The organism is Exiguobacterium sp. s163, from assembly GCF_018617135.1.
In the GTDB taxonomy this organism is placed as follows: domain Bacteria; phylum Bacillota; class Bacilli; order Exiguobacteriales; family Exiguobacteriaceae; genus Exiguobacterium; species Exiguobacterium profundum.
Window position 1 is genome coordinate 13,090 of sequence record NZ_JACSJN010000007.1, and the last position, 17,685, is coordinate 30,774.

Here is a 17,685-nt window from a genome sequence, read left to right on the forward strand (position 1 = left end):
GCAGACGATTTGTCTTCGGAGGAGTTGTTTTTAGTTCTCATCGATCAATTGTTCGGCCAACCGCTGATACAAGTGGCTCATATGAACGGCAGATGCGATGGCGAGCGTTCGCTTGACATCGCTCTCTTTTTCGAGCGATGTACTTAATAGCGTGTTCGCCTGGGCTTCGAACGCTTCTAGATTCTTCACTTTCTGAGCCTGATAGGCCTCGTAGAAGTCTTCAAGTGAGAACGTCTCATCCGACTCGTTCAACGGACGGAGCGTCTCCTTAATATCACTGATCGACAAGAGACCTTTCATCTCATAAATCAAACTGAGTAACATCAGATGTTCATTTGTATACTTTTTATTTTTGACTGGATGAAACAACTTGCCCTTGGCATAGTTGTTGATCATCGTCTTCGTCAAAATGGTCTCCTCCTCGTTTCGCTTCATCTTCCCATAATGCTGCTCGAACAGCTGGATGACCTGATCCATGTATAAATCGATGGTCGGCAGCACATCCCGCGGGAGTGTGCCTTCCGTTTCGGTAATGTCCTTCGCTTTCATCTCCCTCACCTCACTTCCTAAGTATAAAGAAAACTTCCATTTGTCGAAAGGTACACCTTGCTGTTTGTTCCTCTTCAGTATATCATGTAGTTATCGATACTACATGATGTGATAAGGAGTGTTTTACATGCATTCGATTTTCCGTGAACCCATCAACGCACTGACGCATCTTGCCGGTGCGGTACTGGCTTTCATCGCCCTCATCGCGATGGTCGTCAAAGCCTCGTTACTCGGCTCGCCACTTGCGATTATGGCCGCGATTCTATTCGGGATCAGCCTTGTTTTTCTTTACTTATCGTCAGGTCTTTACCATAGCATCATCGCCTCGCCGAACGTCATCGCTTTCTTCCGGAGAATCGATCATGCGATGATTTACGCATTGATTGCGGGTACATACGCACCGCTCACGTTACTCGCGCTCGAAGGACCGACGCGGTGGGTCCTCTTCGGTACCGTACACGCACTCGCCTTGTTCGGCATTATCTTCAAACTCGTCTGGTTCCATGCCCCGCGTTTCTTGTCGACCGCGCTCTATATCGGCATGGGCTGGCTGTCCGTCTTCTTTATCGGACCGCTCCATGACGTGATTGGCAACGCCGGCATCTTCTGGCTCGTCCTCGGGGGCGTCATGTATACGATTGGTGGACTCATTTACGGGTTCAAGCCAAAATTCGTCAACTGGCGCGGATGGGGCTTCCATGAGGTGTTCCATCTGTTCATCTTGTTCGGAAGCTTCGCCCACTTCGTCTGTGTGTTTTGGTACGTCTTTTAAGTCCTCCTCGTGGAGGGCTTTTTTCATGAGCCGTTTCCTGTACTTTGAATTCAAGATTTCCTACACTAAGGACAGGAGGGATTCATCATGAAAATTGAAGTATGGTCAGATTATGTCTGCCCGTTTTGTTATATCGGTAAGCGTCGTCTAGAAGAGGCGCTCGAACAGTTCCCACAGGCAGACCAAGTGGAAGTCGAATTCAAGAGTTTCGAACTCGACCCGAACGCCCCGACGAATGATTCACGTACCATCTATGAGGCACTCGCAACGAAATATCGGATGCCGATCGAACAGGCAAAAGGAACGACTGCACAAGTCGCCGCTCAGGCCCGCGAAGTCGGACTCGATTACGATTTTGAGAACATGGTCGTGACGGGTACGCTCGACTCGCATCGTTTGACGCATTACGCGAAAACGGTCGGGAAAGAAAAAGAATTGTCGGAAGCGTTGCTTCAGGCGTATTTTGTCGACGCGAAACACATCGGGAATCACGATGTGCTGCTTGAAATCGCGACAAGCGTCGGACTCGAACGTGACGCCGTGCGTGACGTCTTGACGACTGACGTGTATACGGAAGACGTCCGTGCCGAAGAGAAACGCGCAAGCGACCTCGGCATCACGGGTGTCCCGTTCTTCGTATTCGACAACAAATATGGGGTGTCTGGTGCTCAGCCGACGGAAGCGTTCACGCAAGTGCTCGAAAAAGTCTGGTCTGAGAACAATCCGACGATCCAAGTCCTTTCGAACGGCGCGACGTGCACCGACGACAACTGTGATATTTGATTGATGAAGAAGCCGACGTTTGGCTTCTTTTTTGTGGCTAAATGAATCATTCTCAAGCATAATTATTATCAACAGATAAGAATCGAGGAATACATCTATGTGGAAAAATCGGAACGTCTGGATCATCTTGACGGGCGAATTCGTCGCCGGTCTTGGTCTATGGCTCGGCATCATCGGGAACTTGGAATTTATGCAAGACCGCGTCCCCTCTGACTTTGTGAAGGCGGTCATTCTCGCCATCGGCTTACTTGCCGGGGTCGCCATCGGTCCGCTCGCGGGTCGCTTGACCGACCAAGGTTCTAAGAAAAAAATCATGCTCATCTCGAGCATCGTCCGGGCGCTCAGCGTGATTTTCATGTTCGTCGCCATCGAGACGAATTCGGTCGTGTGGATGGTCATCTTCTTGATTATCTTACAGGGATCGGCCGCTTTTTATTTCCCTGCCCTTCAGGCAGCGATTCCGCTCATCGTGAAAGAACGGGAACTTCTTGCCTTGAACGGCGTTCATATGAATGTGTCTACCTTGTCGCGTGTCATCGGGACGGCGATTGCAGGTGTCCTTTTGACACTGATCTCGCTCCGTAACGTCTACGCGCTCTCGCTCGTCGCCTACCTGTTGCTAGCGGTGGCGACGCTCTTCTTGAAACTCGATGAGACGAAAACGCCCTCGGCGAAAAAGGTCGATGCGAAAGCGTCGAGCGGTTTCAAAGACGTCTTCCCAATCATCAAATCGATTCCCGTCATCTTCATGACGCTCGTCATGACGCTCATCCCACTCCTCTTCCTCGGAGGGTTCAACTTGCTCGTCATCAATATCAGTGAGCTGCAGGATTCGACGGCGATTAAAGGATGGATTTATACGGCAGAAGGACTCGCCTTCATGACAGGTGCCTTTATGATTAAACGGATCGGAGAAAAATTCTCGGCGTTCTCGATTTTATTCTCGTTCTCGTTTTTAATCGGTGTCGCCCAACTGATGCTCTATTTTGCGGACATCCCGTTCATGTCCATTGCTGCGTTCGTTCTCTTCGGCTTCTCGGTCGGATGCTTCTTCCCGACGGCGGTCACGATTTTCCAGACACGGATGCCAAAAGAATATCACGGTCGTTTCTTCTCGTTCCGAAACATGCTCGACCGGATTATCTTCCAAGTCGTCCTTCTCGTGACAGGATTCTTCCTCGACTTGATTGGACTTCAGCTCATGGTCGTCTTGTTCGGAATCAGTTCGATCGCGATGACCGGCGCATTTCTTGTATACACGAGAAAGCATCAATTGCATATCGAGGAAGATTCCACAGAGAAGATGTCTTCCTAACAAAAAAACAAGCGGTGACCAAGGTCATCGCTTGTTTGCGTCTTTGAGCTCTCGCCACCACGTCGTCGTATCATTCCGACCGTCGAGCGTGATTCTCTCCCCGATTTTTGGAGTGAGGACGACTTCTTTTGGTAAGAGAGACGACATCTGTTCCGCTGGGTCGAACCAATCGTGGAACGACAGCGTGAACGCCCCCCAATGGATCGGGATCATTTGGTCGGCCCGTAAATCGTGAAACGCTTGCGCGGTCTCTTCCGGTTGCATATGGACGTCTGGCCAGCGCACGTCATATTGCCCGCATTCAAGTGCGGCAAAATCAAACGGCCCGTACTGTTCGCCAATCATCTTGAAATGCGGCGCGTAGCCACTATCCCCACTGAAGAAGAGCCGATCTGTCTCACCTAGGACGACCCATGATGCCCAGAGTGTGCTGTTGCGGTCCGTCAACGAGCGACCGGAGAAGTGACGCGCCGGCGTACAGACGAATGTCCACGACCCTAACGCATACGACTCGCCCCAATCCCGTTCTACGATTCGTTCTGCCCCGACACCCCATCGTTTCAAATGACTCCCTACCCCGAGCGGTACGATGAACATGGCGACCTTGTCTTGGATGGCAAGAATCGTTCCATAATCGAGATGGTCGTAATGGTCATGTGTCAATAAGACGACATCGATTTCGGGCAAGTCCTCTAGTTCGAACGGCAAGTCTTCACTGAAGCGTTCGTTTTTAGCGAACGGGAGTGGGGATGGGCTACGTCCAAACATCGGATCGACGAGCATCGTCTTCCCGTCCATTTGTACCATGAGCGCCGAATGACCGAGCCAATAGATTCTTGTGAAGCTCGAGTCCGTCTTCTCCTCAAAATCGATTGGCACGATCGGAAGACGTTCGGTAGGCTTACGCAGTGACGTCACATCACGATAGTCGCGCGCCATCGACACCATGTCTTGCGCAGAGAAGTTCATCGGTGTCTCATATTGATTACGGAACTTTCCATTGATCCGGTTCGGAGATTGAAGCGATTTCGGCTTTCGTCCAAGTGGTTTGTACTGTGTCAGAATCGTTCCGGTGACAGCCGCCATTCCAACCAATGAGAGCAACATCGTCTTTTTCATGTAGGTCCTCTTTTCTAATAGTTCGTTGAATTGATTATAGCGTGCCTTCGCCGTTTCTATCCGAGAAAGTATGTCGATTCGCTTATCTTTCAAAAAAATGGCGTGCTCTTCATTGAGCATTCTGGTTATTCCATTATATCAGTTCTCTTAAACCAAAAAGACCTGCTCACCCGTGTTTGGTGGAGCAGGTCTTCGGTTAAGATTTTTGCAAGATTTTAATGTCGTTGATGATGTCTTCGGTCGGAACGTTTTGGAAACCAGGATACGCCTTGATGATCTTTCCTTCCTGGTCGACCAAATAGAAATACGTACCGTGGTCGACTTGTGTACCTTCGTCAGGCTTCCGGACGAGCGCCTTGAAGTTCTGTTGGGCAAACGTTTCAATCTCGTCTTGCGAGTAACCTGAGAGGAACTGCCAATCTGCTTTCGCAAGGTCATAGCCACTCATAAACTCTTTCATCTTCTCCGGAGTGTCCACCGTCGGGTCGACGCTGAAGGAAACGAATTGCACGTCTTCGACGCCCTCTTCTTCAAGCGCTTCATTCAGCTTTGTCATATTGTATGTCATCGGTGGACAGACGGTCTCACAGCTTGTGAAAACGAAATCCGCCATCCACACTTTCCCTTTTAAATCGTCAAGACTGACCATTTCTTCATCTTGATTCGTATATTCGAACGATTCGACTTCCCAGTTGAGCGGATCCTCAATCTCTTGACCGCATCCTGCTAGGACGATAAGCATCGTCGTCAAACCAATCATCCACCATTTCTTCACACATGCCAACTCCTTATCGCTTTTTGACGTTCCACATGAGGATCGTGATGAGCGTGAAAGCTGTCAATGCGAGGAACGGGATTGTGATGAACCCGAGCCAGTTAATGTATTGACCGCTACACGGAACTCCTTGTGCACAAGGTTGAATTTCTGCAAAACCTGGCACTTTCTGTACCAAGTAATGGTAAAGTGATACGAAACCGCCTATGATAGTAAGCGGTAACACATATTTCCGAACCGCCCGATCTTCCGTGAAGACGGCAATCCCCAAGAGGATGGTCAGCGGATACATAAAGATACGTTGAATCCAACATAGCTCACATGGCACGAACTCCCGGATCTCACTGAAGTAGAGACTGCCGAGCGTCGCCGTCAACGAGACGAGCCAAGCGAGGTATAACCCATACTTTTCGAGAAATGATTTCATCTTACAAATCCTGCTCGATCAGCTCTTGGATTTTTTCGTAATCGAACGGGTCTTCGAGCATCACACCGTTGATCATGATAGACGGCGTGAATTGGACACCGTTCTCTTTTACAAGACCATCATCCGTACTGACTTTTTCAAGCACGGTCGATTCTTCCCCAAGGTCTTGCTCAAACTTCGCCAAGTCGACCGATGTCGTCGTCTTGCTTGCGATTTCTTTCAGCTTCTCGACGGTCACCCACGCATTGTCGTGTTGTTGTGATTCCGGTTGCGCATCGTAGAGCGCCTTATGGAACTTCCAGAACGACTCAGGATCTTGCTCGTATACCGACTCGGAAGCGAGGGATGCCAAAATTGATTCTTGTTCATGGAACAAGACGTTAATATAGCTGAAGCTGACGTCTTCCTTGTCGAGATAATCCGCTTTCAGTTGCGGGTAAATCGTTTCACCCCACTGTTTACACGAAGGACACTTGTAATCTCCGAACTCGACGACGGATACTTTCGCATCCGGGTTTCCGAGTGTCGGTTGTCCTTCAATCGAGACGTGATCGCCACGCTCGGCTGTCGTCGACTCATCTTGGTTGAGTAAGACGAACACCAATGCGATTAACGCGACCGCAACGATGGTCAAGATGACCAACAATTGATTCTTTTTCATTCTCTTCACCTCTATCTATTTTGACTCGTCTTTCATTATAGCGGAAGCTCTTCTTCCTATCATGATATCGACTCGTTTTTCATAATTCTCTTCAATTCAAGCTTTAGGAGGTTTATTTACGCATGATCAAGTCTTTTACGATGCGCCTCGGACTCATTTTGGCGCTCAGCATTGCCACGCTCGTCTTTTTACTGACAATCGCCCTCACTTCTCTCATCAGTCATAGGGCATCTGATTCACTCGAACAAGAAATCGGGGAACGCCTCTCGACGACATCGCATCAGTTGGCGGACAAGCTCGATTTTTATATGTGGTCACGCTATCAAGAAGTCCAACTCTTACAAGGTCTCGATTTAGAGGACCGAGATGAAACACGTCGACTCCTCGATCAAGTCCAGACGAACATCCCCGCCTTCTCATGGATGGGCGTCACGGATGCGGCCGGGACCGTCGTCGCTTCGACGAACGGGATTCTCGAGGGAGCCTCGATTGCCGAACGACCGGTTTATCTCAAAGCACAAGATGCTCCCTTTATCGGAGATGTCCACGAGGCGGTCCTCTTAGCTGAATTATTGCCTAATCCGACGGGGGAACCCCTTCAATTCGTCGATATCAGTGTCCCGCTTTTCCAGGACGGCTCGTTTCAAGGGGTACTTGCCACTCATTTAAGCTGGGCCTGGGGGAAAGAAGTACTCGAACATTTCAATCGAACGCTTCATGAACAAGTCGATGATACGGATTTATTCGTCATCAGTGAACGAGACAGTGTCGTGCTCCTCGGTCCAGACGACATGGTCGGAAAACCACTCCCTGTATCCTTTACAGAAGGCGCCTCCGTGAAAGAGTGGGATGACGGTCAAGACTATCTGACAGGCATGTCAATCGGAGAAGGATATGATGAATATCCTGGACTTGGTTGGCAGGTCGTCGTCCGTCAGCCGACGGCAGTCGCGTTTGCACCAGTCGAGACACTTGAAACGAGAATTCTATGGATTGGTTTATTGGCCTCACTTGTGACGGCTGTACTCGGTTGGCTACTCGCTTCGATCGTGACGAGACCGTTGAAGCGAATCACCGAAACGGCTTCGCTCATGGAACAAGGGAAAGCAAACACGTTTCCCCATCAATCAGGAATCAAAGAGATTGAGTCGCTCGCGTTCGCGCTCGAATCGCTCGTCACCTCCCTTACGGAGTCAGAGTCGGAACGGGTACACTTTGAAAAACTAGCGAATCGTGACGCACTGACCGGTCTTTCAAATCGGGTCGCCCTACGTGAGCAGCTGAATCAACTACACACCTCGAAAGAACCGTACGTCTTCTTCTATCTCGACCTCGATGGCTTCAAGGCGGTGAATGATACATATGGTCATGGGGGCGGGGACGAGGTTTTGGTCGAGGTCGCACAACGGTTACGGGCTCTGCCCATCGAGGAGGTCTATCCCGTTCGATTGAGCGGAGACGAGTTCTTCCTCATGTTCCCAAGGACTGAGCGTTCGACCCAACAAATTCGGGAGGTTGGAAACACACTCATCGATACAATTTCTAAACCGATTACGCTAGACATCGCATCGGTGAAAGTCGGGGCTAGTATCGGGGTGTCCATTTGGAGTCCACCGGAACCACCACACATTGCCATCGAACAAGCGGACGACGCGTTATATCGGTCAAAAGCGAACGGGAAACATCAACTTTCTTTCCATGAGTCGCTTTCGTGACGTCGTTTCTCCATACGAAAAGGAGTTCGTGATGAACTCCTTTTGCTTATTCTTCCGTATTCGTATTCACGTCTCCCTTCTGTTCTTCCTCTTCTGGCATCGGTTCTAAATCCAGCGTATACACGTATTCTCCCCCAAAGTTATTCAAGATGAACAACTCTTCTTCCGCACGTGTCGCCAGTCCGTTCGAGAATCCGATGGCGGCATACATTTCCTCTAACAAAACGTCCTGCTCTTTATCGATTTCATCGAAGATGGCTTGTTCCCAGCGTTCAATGATACCACCGAGTTGAAGATAGTCATCGTTTTTGATTTTATTCTTGTCACGCAACAACTCCAAATAGTCACGAACCTCTTTCAGATTGTCATGCGTCATCGGGATGGCACCCGCTTTTTCTGTCGCCAAGATTTTTTGATGGGTCATCAGATGCATCGCGTCAATAAGATTCCCTTTGTTCAGCTTTTTGGGATCATCAAAGATGAGTCCCGTCGTCTCCTGTGGATTGATGCGGCGCGTCACATTTTGACGCCGCCCGAGTGGGTCTTCTTCCTTGATGATATCAATCAATTCGAGTGCTCGCGTGTAGTCTTCTTCCGTCATCTGCTCCCGGTCAAGTTCATTTGGATTCGGTCCACTCCAATATGTATAGCCAACATAGGAAGCAATCCCGATGACGACAAGTCCCGTCAGTGCAACCCACCAAAACGCTTTTTTCCGTTTCATTCTGTCCCCACACCCTTTTCTAGCTATTCTCCATCAAGGATAACATATTTACCCAACAACAAATCCCATAAAAAGGGTTTCAATATAACCTTACAAAAAAAACACTCGCCCCTACATAGGAGCGAGTACCTTCTCGTTTTACGCTTCGAACAATAATTGTTCTGGATCTTCAATCATGTCTTTAATGTGCTTGAGGAATGTCACAGCCTCACGACCATCTACGATTCGGTGGTCATACGAGAGTGCCACGTACATCATCGGACGGTTCTCCATTGTATCCGCATCGATGGCGACTGGACGGAGTTGAATCGAGTGCATCCCAAGGATAGCGACTTGCGGTCCGTTCAAGATTGGTGTCGAGAGGAGTGAACCGAACACGCCACCGTTTGTGATCGTGAACGTACCACCTGTCAAATCACTCAACCCGAGTTTGTTGTTACGCGCTTTGCCCGCGAGGTGAAGGATATCTTTCTCGATCTCCCCGAAGTTTTTGCGGTCCGCTTCACGGACGACCGGAACGACGAGACCATCTGGAGCCGAAACGGCGATTCCGATGTCATAATATTTCTTCAAGACGATTTCGTTACCTTGGATCTCAGCGTTCAAGTAAGGCATCCGCTTGAGAGCCGCCACTGCTGCTTTCGTGAAGAATGACATGAAGCCGAGTTTGACATCGTTGTCTTTCACGAACTTCTCTTGGCGACGTTTACGAAGTGCCATGACCGCAGACATGTCGATTTCATTGAACGTCGTGAGCATCGCTGCCGTCTGTTGCACTTCAACGAGACGGTTCGCAATCGTCTGACGGCGACGTGTCATTTTGATGCGCTCTTCTTCTTTTCCATTTGCAGCTGCAGCTGGTTGTGGTGCCGAAGCTGCCGCCGCTGGTTTCTGCTCTTTCACAGCCGGTTTCTCTTCATGTCTCGATACATCATGGACGTTGATGCGCCCGATTGGATCATTCGTTTGAACGGCTGAGAGATCGATGCCTTTCTCACGAGCGAGTTTACGTGCAGCCGGTGTCGCGATTGGTCCTTTACCCGGGCTCGCCACGTGCTCTTCACGTTTCTCGACTTTCTTGCCTTCTTCAATAGACTCTGTCTTTTTCTCAGTCGGTGCTTCTGTTTTCGTTTCTGTCGCGTTTTCCGTCTTCGTCTTCGTCGCGACAGCCGTTCCGCCACCAGAACCTGAACCGAGACGTGCGATGACTTCACCGACTTGAACCGTGTCCCCTTCTCCGGCAAGTTGCTCTTCTAACACACCCGCTTCGTCAGCCGGGACTTCGATATTGACTTTATCTGTCTCGAGCTCGACGATGGCTTCACCTTTTTCGACTTGGTCGCCTGGCTGTTTGAGCCATGTCGCGACCGTTCCTTCCGTAATGGACTCTGCTAACTCCGGTACTTTGATTTCGATCACAATGAGTTCCCCCTTAACTTATTTACGATCTTTTTGATATGTGCTCGTGCCTGCACCGCTCGAGACGACGTCACGAGAGAGTGCTTCACGGATGATGCGTGCTTGTTCTTGTTTATGAGCTGTCGGATTCCCTTCAGCCGGACTCGAACGACGGCGACGACCGATATAACGGACATCGAGTCGGTTCGTTGTGACCGCTTCTAAACGAGGCTCGATATATGTCCAAGCCCCCATGTTTTTCGGTTCTTCCTGAACCCAGACGATTTCACGCGCGTTCGGATAACGGCTGATGACGTCACGAATCTCACGAACCGGGAACGGATAGATTTCTTCGACCCGGACGATATGCAAGAAGTCGAGTGACTCTTCTGACTTGCCGACCGCTTCCGCGAGGTCGATTGCCATTTTCCCTGTACAGAAAACAAGACGTTCGACTTTCTCTGTGTTTTCCCCGAGACCTGGTTGTTCGACGATTGGTTTAAAGCTCTCTTCCGTGAACGCCTCGACTGGTGACGTGGCGAGCGGATGACGAAGCAGACTCTTCGGTGTCATGATGATCATCGGACGAATCTCTTCTTTCCCGAGCATCTCTGCTTGACGACGAAGAATATGGAAGTACTGTGCCGCAGACGAAAGGTTTGCGACTGTCCAGTTTTTCTCCCCGGCAAGTGTCAAGTAACGTTCCATACGTGCACTTGAGTGCTCCGGCCCTTGTCCTTCGTAACCGTGCGGTAAGAGCATGACGAGGCCTGACTTTTGGCCCCATTTCGCGCGTCCCGCCGAGATGAACTGGTCGAACATGACTTGTGCCGAGTTCGCGAAGTCACCGTATTGTGCTTCCCACAGGACGAGTGTATCTTGTGCGAATACGTTGTAGCCATATTCAAATCCAAGCACCGAACCTTCTGAGAGCGGGCTGTTATAGACCGAGAACGATGCTTTCGCCGTCGACAACTCATGGAGTGGCGAGAATTTCTTACCTGACTCGACATCGTTCAACATGATGTTCCGTTGGGCGAACGTTCCGCGCTCTGAATCTTGACCGCTCAAGCGGACCGGCGTACCATCTGAAAGAATTGACGCGAAGGCGAGCGTCTCCGCATGACCCCAGTCAATTTTTCCACCTTCGCTGAACGCATCACGACGACGGTCGAGTACTTTTTGAAGCTTATGGAAGACACCAAAGCCTTCCGGCCAGTTCAATAACTCTTCATTCAATTGCGTGAGGAATTCTCGTTCGACGCTCGTATCGACTTTCGGGAATCCTTTATGGACCGCATCCGGTAACACGATGTCTGCATCCTCTTCTTCAGAAGGAACGAGATCACGTGCCGCCTTTAATGCCTCTTCGATTTTTTGTTCGATTTGCGCCTTCTCATCTTTCGTCATGACGCCTTCTTCCTCAAGTCGTGCGGCATAGACGTGACGGACAGACTGGTGTCCTTTGATGGCTTTGTAAAGGACCGGGTTCGTGTTCATCGGTTCGTCCATTTCGTTGTGACCGTATCGGCGGTACCCGATCAAGTCGACCAAGATATCTTTATGGAACTTGGCACGATACTCACTGATCAACTTCGCGACGGCAACACATGCCTCCGGATCATCCGCATTCACATGGAAGACCGGAATCTCGTAGCCTTTGGCGATATCACTTGCGTAACGCGTCGACCGTGAATCGTTCGGGTCCGTTGTGAAACCGATTGTGTTGTTGGCGATGACGTGAACCGTCCCACCTGTACGGTAACCCGTCAAGTTTGTCATGTTGAGTGTCTCCGCGACGATGCCTTGTCCTGGGAAGGCCGCATCTCCGTGGATCAAGATTGAGGCTGCCAAATCGTCGTGCTGTACAGCCGATCCTTTTTCAGAACGGTCATCTTGTGCGGCACGCGTGTATCCTTCGACGACCGACCCGACGAACTCGAGGTGACTCGGGTTGTTCGCCAAGTTGAGACGGACTTCTTTTTGCTGTTCGACCACTTTCCGGTCAAGACCGAGGTGATATTTCACATCGCCTGACCAACCGAAGTTGATGCCGATTGACCCTTCAGATGGGATCAATTCTTTGTTCGGTGCGTGCTGGAACTCCGCAAAAATCATTTCGTATGGTTTGCCGAGAACATGGGCAAGTACGTTCAAACGTCCACGGTGGGCCATCCCGATGTTGATATGTTCCGAACCGCTCGAAATGAGGCCTCCGACCATCGCATCGAGAAGTGGCACCATCGCATCCAATCCTTCGATCGAGAAGCGTTTTTGTCCGACGTATGTTTTATGAAGGAATGATTCAAACAGTTCTGTTTCAGCCAAACGTTTGAATAACTCAATTTTTTCTTCTTTCGAGAAGGTTTGCTGTAACGCCCCTTGTTCGACTTGACGACGAATCCACTTCTTCTCTTCCATGTCATCTAAGTGACGGAGTTCGATGGCGACCGTTCCTGTATAAACGTCAAGCAAGTGACGGAATAGTTCCAAGGCGCTCGCGTTTGGTTTTGGTGCATCATCTGATAAAAGGCGGGCTGGAATTTGTTTTAAGTCTTCTTCTGTCAAATCATAGCGTGACAGTTCGAATAACTCCTGCTCGCGCGGATGGTCTTTTAGTGGATAAATATCAGCTGCTTTATGACCGAAAGCACGGATGTCGTTGATGAGCCGTGTCGCCGAAACGACCTTCTCTAAATCAAACGATGGACCCGAGACTGGAACTTCTGTCGGTGTCGACGTTTCCGGTGCCCCAAATTCGTCAAAATATCGGCGCGTTTCTTCATCGACCGATGATGGGTCTTCCAAATATTGTTCGTACAGTTCAATGATGTAGCCTAAGTTAGGACCATAAAATGCTTGCGATTTCTCGTGAACATTCGACGACTCTCCCATTGAATAAATCCCCCTTATCCATTCCTAAACGTTCAATCTGTGAACGCTTTCATTTTAACATGTAGCCCGAAGCAGTTCACCTTTCTCCTACCCTGGTGAACAAAACCAAATCTTGCCTCTTACGCTCAACTTCATACTACACCTTTCGTCGCAGAAAGACCCTTACAAATTCACAATTCGTCCATACTATTTCAATAAGTTTTGCTTATCGATAAATTGTGTCTTGATGTATTTGTTTCAACAATTTCAAAAAAAGATGAAACCTTATTTCAAACAGCCTCGTAATAGGGAGTGTAGGCATTACACTATTACTCTTAACAGAAAGCTAGGTGACCACATGTTATCCGTACAAAATGTCCATAAAAAGATGGGAAAAGCAACGGTATTGACAAATGTCAGTTTTGACGTTGTTCCAGGAGAAATTTTCGGATTCCTCGGACCGAACGGCGCCGGGAAGACGACAACTATTCGAATCATCACAGGTCTCATGCCTGCGACGCACGGGACCGTGACAGTCGATGGGTATGACGTGGCGAACAACCGCCAAGAAGCGCTCAGCCGAATCGGGGCCATCGTCGAGAATCCTGCATTCTATCCGTACATGACGGGCCGGGAAAACTTGATTCATGCGATGAACTTGATTCCGAACTTGAAAAAAGTCGACTTGAATGCACTCGGTGCCCTCGTCGGACTCGACGGAAAGCTCGATATGAAAGTCAAACAGTACTCACTCGGGATGAAACAGCGCCTCGGGATTGCCCGTGCCTTGTTGCATAACCCAAAAGTGCTCATCTTAGATGAGCCGACGAACGGTCTTGACCCAGCCGGGATCGCCGACCTTCGGAATTACTTACGCCATCTTGCGGACCACCGCGGAATCGCCATCCTTATCTCGAGCCATTTATTGAGCGAGATGGAATTGATCACCGACCGTTTCGCAATCATTGACCAAGGACAAATCAAGTCAGTGGAAGACGGACAGACGAAGGCTGACAGCGTCATCCTCTGTAAAGTTGCCAAGGAACAGATGAACGAGGCACTTGACGTCGCAGCACTCGCCTTCGATGATGTGAAAATCGTCCAGCAGTCTGCCGAGTCGTTTATCGTACCGCGTCAAGAGACAGACATTCCGGTCTTACTGAAACAATTAATCGAGCGCGATATCGCCGTCTATCAAATTGGCATGAAACACGAGTCACTCGAAGAACAATTCTTGAAATTGACGAAAAAAGAAGGAGGTACGAACAATGCGTTCATTACTCAGCAATGAATGGATGAAATGGCGTCGTACGATTAAACCATACGTCGCCCTAGGCGTGTATACAGCAATCATCCTCATCGTATACGCTGTATTGGCCAGTGGTGAAGGTACACCAGAAGCGGCATCATTCTTTGAATTTTCAACGATGGGTGCCATCGCTTTCTTGAGTATTTTTACGATTGTCTTTACGGCCGAGATGGTCGGGAACGAATTGAAATTTGATACGTTGAAACACTTGTTGATGAGCCCGTACTCTCGCGACCGCATCTTATTGTCGAAGCTCGTCATGGCCGTCCTCGTCATGTTGCTCCAATTCGTCTTTATCTTGGTCGTCGCGTTCGGGTTCTCACTCACGTTAGACGGCTCTGTCACATGGGATGTCGTCCGTCCGATCCTCATCAGTGTGAGCGGACCGATCTTCATCATCTTCTTGACGCTCATGTTCTCGGTCGTCTTCAAGTCGGTCGGCGTCGTCATCGGTTTCACGGTACTCGCAAACTTCGCCTCAAGTATCATCGGCGGTCTTCTCGTCGCTTGGAAACCTGAGCTTGCGAAATGGATTGTCTTCTTGCATACAGACCTTTCCATCTATGACGTCAACCCAGAGTTTATGAAAGCGATGGACGCTACGATGGGCTTCTCGATTTTCTATGTCGCCCTTCATATCATCGCCTTCTATCTCATCACGGCATTTATGTTCCGCAGTAAAACGTTCGCTGAATAAGCATACTTCAAATGAAAAAGTGGTACCTCTTTGCTATAGGAGTTTTATAGTAAGGAGGTATTTCTATGTCTAGGACGGCATTACTCATTATTGATTTGTTCAATGATTTTGATTTTGAAGGTGGCGACATGCTACGTAAACATACGGAAGCGATTGTTGAACCGATTCTCGAGCTTAAAAAGCACTTTAAAGAGTTGGACTTGCCCGTCATTTATTGTAATGATAACTTCGGACAATGGAAAGATAGCACGGAAGACATCATTGAGTATGTAAAGGCTTCTAAGGGTGAACATATTGCCTCGCAAATCGAACCGGAAGATGAAGAGTATTTTATTATAAAACCAAGGCACTCCACTTTCTTTGGAACTCAGTTAGATATTTTACTTCGTCAGTTAAACGTGACGAAATTGATTTTAACCGGAGTCGCGACGGATATTTGTATCCTCTTTTCTGCAAATGATGCATATATGCGTGACTATGATATATATGTACCTCGTGATTGTGTGGCGGCAGAAACATCAAAACGTCACGAAAGTGCCTTGACGATTATCGATAAAGCACTGGGAATTGAAATATCTCCTGTGTCTGAATATATGAGTCACATTCAAAAGTGATTTATAGTAATCAGCGTGGTCACAAAATCCCAACACTTAGAACGTTTTCAAGCTCTTCTTTTAAGCTATTCTTAAGTTATAACGGTCAGTAAAGGGTGTGATATTTTGTACCTAACAATCGGATTAGCCTTGCTCGTCTGTTTGATTGCAATGATTTTCACTATTATGGTCGGGCTCGGGAAAGACCGCTCCACGTACAGTCAAAAGAAGAGCTGGTCGATGGTATCTTGGCTCTACATCATCTTGCTCCCTGTCTCGTTCATCGGACTCGGACTCCTCTACTATTTCATTACGAAATAACACAAAAATCACGATGCCAGCATATAGGCATCGTGATTTTTTTATGCAATCAAGTCACTCCAGATTTTGATGGTACTCGCCAAGATGAGTAGCGCTAAAATCCATTGGAGTGCTTTTGTATTCATATTCTTCCCGACATTCGCCCCGATTGGAGCGGCAATCAGGCTCGCGATAATCATAATGACGGCCGGACCCCAGACAATTTGATCGGTGATGATCTTACCGAACGTCGAGCCAATCGACGAGATGAAGGTGATGGCGAGAGAACTCGCAATCGCCATCTTCGTCGGGATGCGTAAGACGACAAGCATGATCGGCATGAGAATGAAGGCTCCCGCTGCCCCGACGATTCCTGCGGCGATTCCTACAATGGAGGCAGAGCTTGCTGCGATCACTTTGTTGAACCGGACTTGGTCGAGTGGCATATCGTCCACTTGTGGCTTCGGCAAGAACATCATGATTGTGGCAATCGTTGCGAGTACGGCGTAGACGACATTGATCATCACTTCCGAAAGAATCGTCGATCCGTATCCACCGATGAAGCTACCAATTAATACCGACACCCCCATGTAAAGAATCAACTGCTTGTTTAAGTATCCACCTTTACGATAAGCATAAATCCCGCCGATTGTCGCAAAGAACACTTGAATCGCACTGATTCCGGATACTTCATGCGCGCTGAAAGCCGCGAACCCTAGAATCGGTGGAATGTATAGCAACATCGGATACTTGATGATCGATCCACCAATCCCGACCATCCCAGAAATGAACGACCCGATAAATCCAATTAGAAAGATTGTAATGATAAACCCGAACTCCATATAGACTCCTCCATTTGCTCTCGTCTTCTCTACTTATTCAATCGATTCCCAGGCCATCATCCCGCCTGATACGTCATAGATTTCCGTATAGCCGGCATCCTGTAATTGACTAGCAGCCTGGGCACTTCGGTTACCGCTCCGACAGATCACATAGATTGGTTCGTCTTTCGGATAAGGCAGTTGATTTGCATCTAATGAAGAAAGTGATGCGTTCACCGCCCCTTCGATATGCCCCCCCTCGTATTCAGACGATTCTCGTACGTCAAGGAGTGTTATTTCTTCGTTTTCCAATTTGTTTTGTAGAGTTTTAACGTCAATTCTCGTAATTTCATCCTTTTCTGATGTGGTTACAAAGATAAAAATCGCCATTAAAGCCAAAACTCCGACAAATAAGGAAATTCTCTTCATGTTTTACCCTCCAATTCTTTTCACTTGCGCTCATTATACCTTATGGGGTATATTAAAGCCAACGAAACATTCTCGTTGCCAAAAACCTTAACCATGAAAAGGAGATCACAGACTCATGAAGACGATTACGACTACTGAATTAGAAGCGTTACTTCAAGCAGACGACTCACTCAACCTCATCGATGTGCGAGAGGTAGACGAATATGCTGGAGGTCACATCAAACAAGCGAAGAACGTACCACTTTCTGAATTCGGGGCAAAAGTCGATGAGCTCGATCGCTCTAAACCGATTCACGTCATTTGCGCAGCCGGCGGACGCAGCATGAACGCATCTGCCTATCTCGATTCACTCGGATTCGATGTCACGAACGTCGACGGTGGGATGATGAGCTGGCAAGGCGAAGTCGAATAAACGATTACATCC

At 48.7% G+C, this 17,685-nt stretch carries 19 protein-coding genes; 9 read left to right on the forward strand and 10 right to left on the reverse strand.

The genetic code is table 11. The annotated features are described in order from the left end of the window. Positions 1-30 precede the first annotated feature (30 nt). Positions 31-549, reverse strand: coding sequence for a DUF1836 domain-containing protein (locus KNO71_RS15110; RefSeq protein WP_214689282.1), 519 nt, complete (start codon positions 547-549; stop codon positions 31-33). A 127-nt stretch (positions 550-676) separates the two neighbouring features. On the opposite strand from KNO71_RS15110, the gene trhA reads away from it, so the two are divergent. From trhA to KNO71_RS15125, 3 genes are all read left to right on the forward strand, one after another. Further along, on the forward strand, positions 677-1,321 hold the full coding sequence (gene trhA, locus KNO71_RS15115) for a PAQR family membrane homeostasis protein TrhA (RefSeq protein WP_031421292.1): 645 nt from the start codon (positions 677-679) through the stop codon (positions 1,319-1,321). 87 nt (positions 1,322-1,408) lie between these two features. Further along, the gene (locus KNO71_RS15120) at positions 1,409-2,104 is read left to right on the forward strand and encodes a DsbA family oxidoreductase (protein ID WP_214689284.1); all 696 of its coding nucleotides are present in this window, start codon (positions 1,409-1,411) and stop codon (positions 2,102-2,104) included. A gap of 97 nt (positions 2,105-2,201) precedes the next feature. Further along, positions 2,202-3,419: an MFS transporter gene (locus KNO71_RS15125; RefSeq protein WP_214689286.1), complete on the forward strand. Its 1,218-nt coding sequence runs from the start codon at positions 2,202-2,204 to the stop codon at positions 3,417-3,419. A gap of 24 nt (positions 3,420-3,443) precedes the next feature. Here the strand turns inward: KNO71_RS15125 and KNO71_RS15130 are convergent, their stop codons facing one another. The 4 genes from KNO71_RS15130 to KNO71_RS15145 all read right to left on the reverse strand — a co-directional run bounded on the left by KNO71_RS15130 (position 3,444) and on the right by KNO71_RS15145 (position 6,401). Beyond that, entirely contained in the window at positions 3,444-4,538 is a 1,095-nt protein-coding gene (locus KNO71_RS15130; protein ID WP_214689288.1) for an MBL fold metallo-hydrolase, read from the reverse strand. 196 nt (positions 4,539-4,734) lie between these two features. Next, on the reverse strand, positions 4,735-5,313 hold the full coding sequence (locus KNO71_RS15135) for an SCO family protein (protein ID WP_031421282.1): 579 nt from the start codon (positions 5,311-5,313) through the stop codon (positions 4,735-4,737). A 13-nt stretch (positions 5,314-5,326) separates the two neighbouring features. Then, a complete protein-coding gene (locus KNO71_RS15140) occupies positions 5,327-5,740 on the reverse strand; it encodes a disulfide oxidoreductase (protein WP_214684844.1) in 414 nt (137 codons plus the stop codon). 1 nt (position 5,741) lies between these two features. Next, on the reverse strand, positions 5,742-6,401 hold the full coding sequence (locus KNO71_RS15145) for a DsbA family protein (RefSeq protein WP_214689290.1): 660 nt from the start codon (positions 6,399-6,401) through the stop codon (positions 5,742-5,744). A gap of 122 nt (positions 6,402-6,523) precedes the next feature. Here KNO71_RS15145 and KNO71_RS15150 point away from each other — a divergent pair, with 122 nt between their 5' ends. Continuing rightward, complete coding sequence (locus KNO71_RS15150; protein WP_214689298.1) at positions 6,524-8,116, forward strand: diguanylate cyclase domain-containing protein; 1,593 nt, start codon at positions 6,524-6,526, stop codon at positions 8,114-8,116. Positions 8,117-8,162: 46 nt separating this feature from the next. Here the strand turns inward: KNO71_RS15150 and KNO71_RS15155 are convergent, their stop codons facing one another. From KNO71_RS15155 to KNO71_RS15165, 3 genes are all read right to left on the reverse strand, one after another. After that, complete coding sequence (locus KNO71_RS15155; RefSeq protein ID WP_214689300.1) at positions 8,163-8,840, reverse strand: DUF6241 domain-containing protein; 678 nt, start codon at positions 8,838-8,840, stop codon at positions 8,163-8,165. A gap of 138 nt (positions 8,841-8,978) precedes the next feature. Continuing rightward, positions 8,979-10,259, reverse strand: a complete 1,281-nt coding sequence (gene odhB / locus KNO71_RS15160) for a 2-oxoglutarate dehydrogenase complex dihydrolipoyllysine-residue succinyltransferase (protein WP_214689302.1) — start codon at positions 10,257-10,259, stop codon at positions 8,979-8,981. Positions 10,260-10,277: 18 nt separating this feature from the next. Next, complete coding sequence (locus KNO71_RS15165) at positions 10,278-13,133, reverse strand: 2-oxoglutarate dehydrogenase E1 component (protein WP_015881016.1); 2,856 nt, start codon at positions 13,131-13,133, stop codon at positions 10,278-10,280. 337 nt (positions 13,134-13,470) lie between these two features. Here KNO71_RS15165 and KNO71_RS15170 point away from each other — a divergent pair, with 337 nt between their 5' ends. The 4 genes from KNO71_RS15170 (at position 13,471) to KNO71_RS15185 (ending at position 16,032) form a co-directional block, all read left to right on the forward strand. Next, positions 13,471-14,403 carry an ABC transporter ATP-binding protein gene (locus tag KNO71_RS15170; protein ID WP_074037619.1) on the forward strand — a complete coding sequence of 311 codons (933 nt, stop codon included), beginning with the start codon at positions 13,471-13,473 and terminating at the stop codon, positions 14,401-14,403. Then, positions 14,381-15,118, forward strand: coding sequence for an ABC transporter permease (locus KNO71_RS15175; protein WP_047795575.1), 738 nt, complete (start codon positions 14,381-14,383; stop codon positions 15,116-15,118). Before KNO71_RS15170 ends, KNO71_RS15175 begins: the two co-directional genes overlap by 23 nt. A 65-nt stretch (positions 15,119-15,183) precedes the next feature. Beyond that, positions 15,184-15,732: a cysteine hydrolase family protein gene (locus KNO71_RS15180; protein WP_214689304.1), complete on the forward strand. Its 549-nt coding sequence runs from the start codon at positions 15,184-15,186 to the stop codon at positions 15,730-15,732. A gap of 105 nt (positions 15,733-15,837) precedes the next feature. Further along, complete coding sequence (locus tag KNO71_RS15185; RefSeq protein ID WP_214689412.1) at positions 15,838-16,032, forward strand: hypothetical protein; 195 nt, start codon at positions 15,838-15,840, stop codon at positions 16,030-16,032. A gap of 41 nt (positions 16,033-16,073) precedes the next feature. Here the strand turns inward: KNO71_RS15185 and KNO71_RS15190 are convergent, their stop codons facing one another. Continuing rightward, positions 16,074-16,853, reverse strand: a complete 780-nt coding sequence (locus tag KNO71_RS15190; RefSeq protein WP_214689306.1) for a sulfite exporter TauE/SafE family protein — start codon at positions 16,851-16,853, stop codon at positions 16,074-16,076. A 33-nt stretch (positions 16,854-16,886) separates the two neighbouring features. Beyond that, entirely contained in the window at positions 16,887-17,261 is a 375-nt protein-coding gene (locus KNO71_RS15195; protein ID WP_251025633.1) for a rhodanese-like domain-containing protein, read from the reverse strand. A 115-nt stretch (positions 17,262-17,376) separates the two neighbouring features. Between KNO71_RS15195 and KNO71_RS15200 the strand changes: the two genes are divergently transcribed. Next, complete coding sequence (locus KNO71_RS15200; RefSeq protein WP_015881009.1) at positions 17,377-17,673, forward strand: rhodanese-like domain-containing protein; 297 nt, start codon at positions 17,377-17,379, stop codon at positions 17,671-17,673. The last annotated feature ends 12 nt before the right edge of the window (positions 17,674-17,685 follow it).